Here is a 3,055-nt window from a genome sequence, read left to right on the forward strand (position 1 = left end):
AAACATCGTTCGATTGCTGGTTTTTTAGCAGGCGTATTTTCTTCACTATGTGCGTATCAACTTTGCCAAAAGAATAAGCCTAAAATTCATGTGATTAAATCTTTGGCTTATCCGTAACTGGGGTTATATACAATAAGAAAAAATATTAGATTGATTTTGATTGATTTTTTGGGGAAGTTAAAATGACACTGTTAAATAAAATTGGTCATGTGCTTACAGCAGATATCATGAAAGACTTTAAGCTTAAAAAAAAGCCTAGCCATGATGCACATGAACTGACTTTCATCGATCAATTGAAAAAGCGCCGTAGTATTTATGCTTTAGGAAAACGCGTTCATTTTAGCCAAACTTATATGACCGAGCTGATTCAGGAAGCTGTGCGTAGCTGTCCATCGGCACATCATTCACAAAGTACGCGCGTGGTTATTTTATTTTCTGAATCACATAAAAAATTTTGGAATTTAGTACAGGAAGTACAACGTCAGTTTGTACCAGAGCTGGTTTTTGCAGGTACTAAAATGAAAATCGAACAATGTGCAGCAGGTTTTGGCACGGTATTGTTCTATGAAGATCAACAAGTGATTCGTCAATTGCAAAAGAAAATTCCATTTAATGCTGCAGAATTTCCAATTTGGTCGGAGCAAACTTCAGGCATGGCGCAATTTGCAGTGTGGACAGCACTGGCAGATTCAGGCGTGGGTGCATCTTTACAGCATTATAATCCAAACATAGACCGTGCTGTGGCAGAGCATTTTGATATTCCAGATACATGGTTGTTACGTTCACAACTCGTTTTTGGATCAATTGAAGAAGAAGTAACCGAACGGAGTCATGCACACTATCAAAATCAATTTAAAGTCTATGCTTAAATAACAGCATTTGATGAAGATTGGTCAAATCAGCTTATTATTATGTGCTACAAAGAGCGAACCGCAGCATATTTATATTGCAATAGACTGCATCTATAGAATTAGAGGTATATAGATGCAGTCACATACATTTGTCACTTTATATAATTATAATCGTTCTATACATAAAACACACTGTTGTATTTTTTGTAATGTTTATGCTGAATAAAAAGCTTAATATCGCTGTATCAATTAATTTATACAAAATTCTGCAGAGGAATTAAAAATGTCATTTTTAAATCAATTAGAAAAACGCCGTTCAATCTATGCACTTGGTAAAAATGTTTCTGTAGATCAGGCAACTATTGAAAGTACAATCAAACAAGCAGTTCGTTTAAGCCCATCTGCATTTAACTCGCAAACTTCACGTGTTGTGACTTTATACGGTGCATCGCATACACAATTTTGGAACATCGTTTTAGAAACTTTACATAAAATGGTTCCTGCAGAAGCATTTGCAAACACTGAAGCAAAAATTAATAGCTTTATTGCAGGTTTTGGTACAGCTTTATTTTTTGAAGATCAAGATGTTGTAAAAGGTCTACAAGAGCAATTCCCGCTATATGCAGACAACTTCCCAGTATGGTCAGAACATTCGACAGGGATTGCACAATTCGCAGCGTGGACAGCTTTATCTGAAATCAATGTGGGTGCATCATTACAGCACTACAATCCAATCGTAGATGAAGAAGTTGCGCAAACTTATGACATTCCTGCAAACTGGAAATTACGTGCACAATTAGTGTTTGGTTCAATTGAAGCACCTGCTGGTGAAAAAACATTTATGGATGATGCAGCACGTTTCAAAAGCTTTGACTAAGCTCTAGCAACACATACTGCACAGACTAAAAAGTAGGATGATGATTCATCCTACTTTTTTTGTTTTTTTTGGGGAGTTTCAATGAGATCACCTAAACTTCCTTATTCATGTGCAAATGCCTAAACCCATGAATTGTCATAAAACTGTCATTTATACATTGCATAGTGCAATCAAACTTTAATAAACGATATAGAGTGAAATATGGCATTTAAATTAGGCATAGCAAGTATTGCATTGATGGCTTGTAGTTCAGCATTTTCAGCAGTAACTATTGCAGTACCTGAAGAAATTAAGTTGCTCGCTGTAAATGATCAACAAATTCGTTCAGGTTTATTCAGTTCTGCACAGCAAGTGAAAGTCAATGCGGGTGAAAATGTCATTAACTTGCGTTATCAACAATATTTTGAACATCATAATGGTGCGCACGATATTTTAAAATCAGGCGTCATTACACTCAAAACCCCAATTCTTCAAGATGGCGAAAACTATCGACTCGCTTTGGTAAATCCACCTAAAGACTTCGATGCTGCAAAAGAATTCAAAGATCAACCAAGCGTTGGTTTATATAATCAAAAGAATCAGTTGCTGGTACAACAAACAGGTGCTAAAGCAAACTCAACTGGTTGGTTAGGTGGTAGTTGGCTTAATAAAACTGTAGATACCACTCAAAATAGTGCTGCGGTCAATCAGCCAGCAGCAGTTTATACCGCGGCAGCAGTGTTGCCATCTGAGAAAACCACCTCAGTAACATTGCCTACAGCAAAACAAACACAGGGCAAAGAGCAACAATTGATTCAATTGTGGCAACAAGCCACTAAAGCAGAGCGACAAAAATTCATGTCATGGCTTGCAGAACAAGCCAATTAATGTTGATTTGCAACCAGCTCCATTGAGCTGGTTGTTTTTTGTTATCGCCTTAAAAGGATTTATTTAAAAACCAATCCAGTAACGTGCGAAAAAAAAACAAATTATAAGAAAAGTGTGATAAAAATATGAAATGCGTCTAAAATTTGGGCGGATGGTGCTTTTTTTGAAAAAAAACTAAAAAATATATTGCGTCTATTCAAAAACTGTATAGAATACGCAACACACCAACGCAGTGTTGATTGAATTGGTGCTGTTATTGACGAAATAACAGGAAATCATTAAGAGATTATGAAGAACAACTTGTGTGGATTTTTACTGATTGATTGATCGAATATATTTCATTGATTGATTGGTTTAAATTACTCGAAGTTTATTTGAGCGAAATTTAAGTCAGGAAATTGATGAGCCAGATTTGGAAGTTTAGATTAAAACTTCAAAATGATTTTAACTGAAGAGTTTG

3 protein-coding genes and 1 pseudogene are annotated in these 3,055 nt (G+C 35.7%); all 4 read left to right on the forward strand.

The window, feature by feature from the left end:
• Positions 1 to 117 (forward strand): annotated as a pseudogene (locus FTV43_RS14815) (IS982 family transposase); the annotation flags it as partial.
• A 65-nt stretch (positions 118 to 182) separates the two neighbouring features.
• The gene (locus FTV43_RS14820) at positions 183 to 869 is read left to right on the forward strand and encodes a nitroreductase family protein (RefSeq protein ID WP_179995783.1); all 687 of its coding nucleotides are present in this window, start codon (positions 183 to 185) and stop codon (positions 867 to 869) included.
• A 265-nt stretch (positions 870 to 1,134) separates the two neighbouring features.
• A complete protein-coding gene (locus tag FTV43_RS14825) occupies positions 1,135 to 1,728 on the forward strand; it encodes a nitroreductase family protein (protein ID WP_178319353.1) in 594 nt (197 codons plus the stop codon).
• Positions 1,729 to 1,929: 201 nt separating this feature from the next.
• The gene (locus tag FTV43_RS14830) at positions 1,930 to 2,595 is read left to right on the forward strand and encodes a DUF2057 domain-containing protein (protein ID WP_004976580.1); all 666 of its coding nucleotides are present in this window, start codon (positions 1,930 to 1,932) and stop codon (positions 2,593 to 2,595) included.
• Positions 2,596 to 3,055: the final 460 nt, after the last annotated feature.

The sequence above is a fragment of the Acinetobacter sp. YH16053 genome, assembly GCF_013417035.1.
GTDB lineage: Bacteria > Pseudomonadota > Gammaproteobacteria > Pseudomonadales > Moraxellaceae > Acinetobacter > Acinetobacter towneri.

Excerpts from the sequence above, each read along its gene's own strand:
- FTV43_RS14820 (WP_179995783.1), top strand. The coding sequence starts at position 183 with ATGACACTGTTAAATAAAATTGGTCATGTGCTTACAGCAGATATCATG.
- FTV43_RS14825 (WP_178319353.1), top strand. The coding sequence starts at position 1,135 with ATGTCATTTTTAAATCAATTAGAAAAACGCCGTTCAATCTATGCACTT.
- FTV43_RS14830 (WP_004976580.1), top strand. The coding sequence starts at position 1,930 with ATGGCATTTAAATTAGGCATAGCAAGTATTGCATTGATGGCTTGTAGT.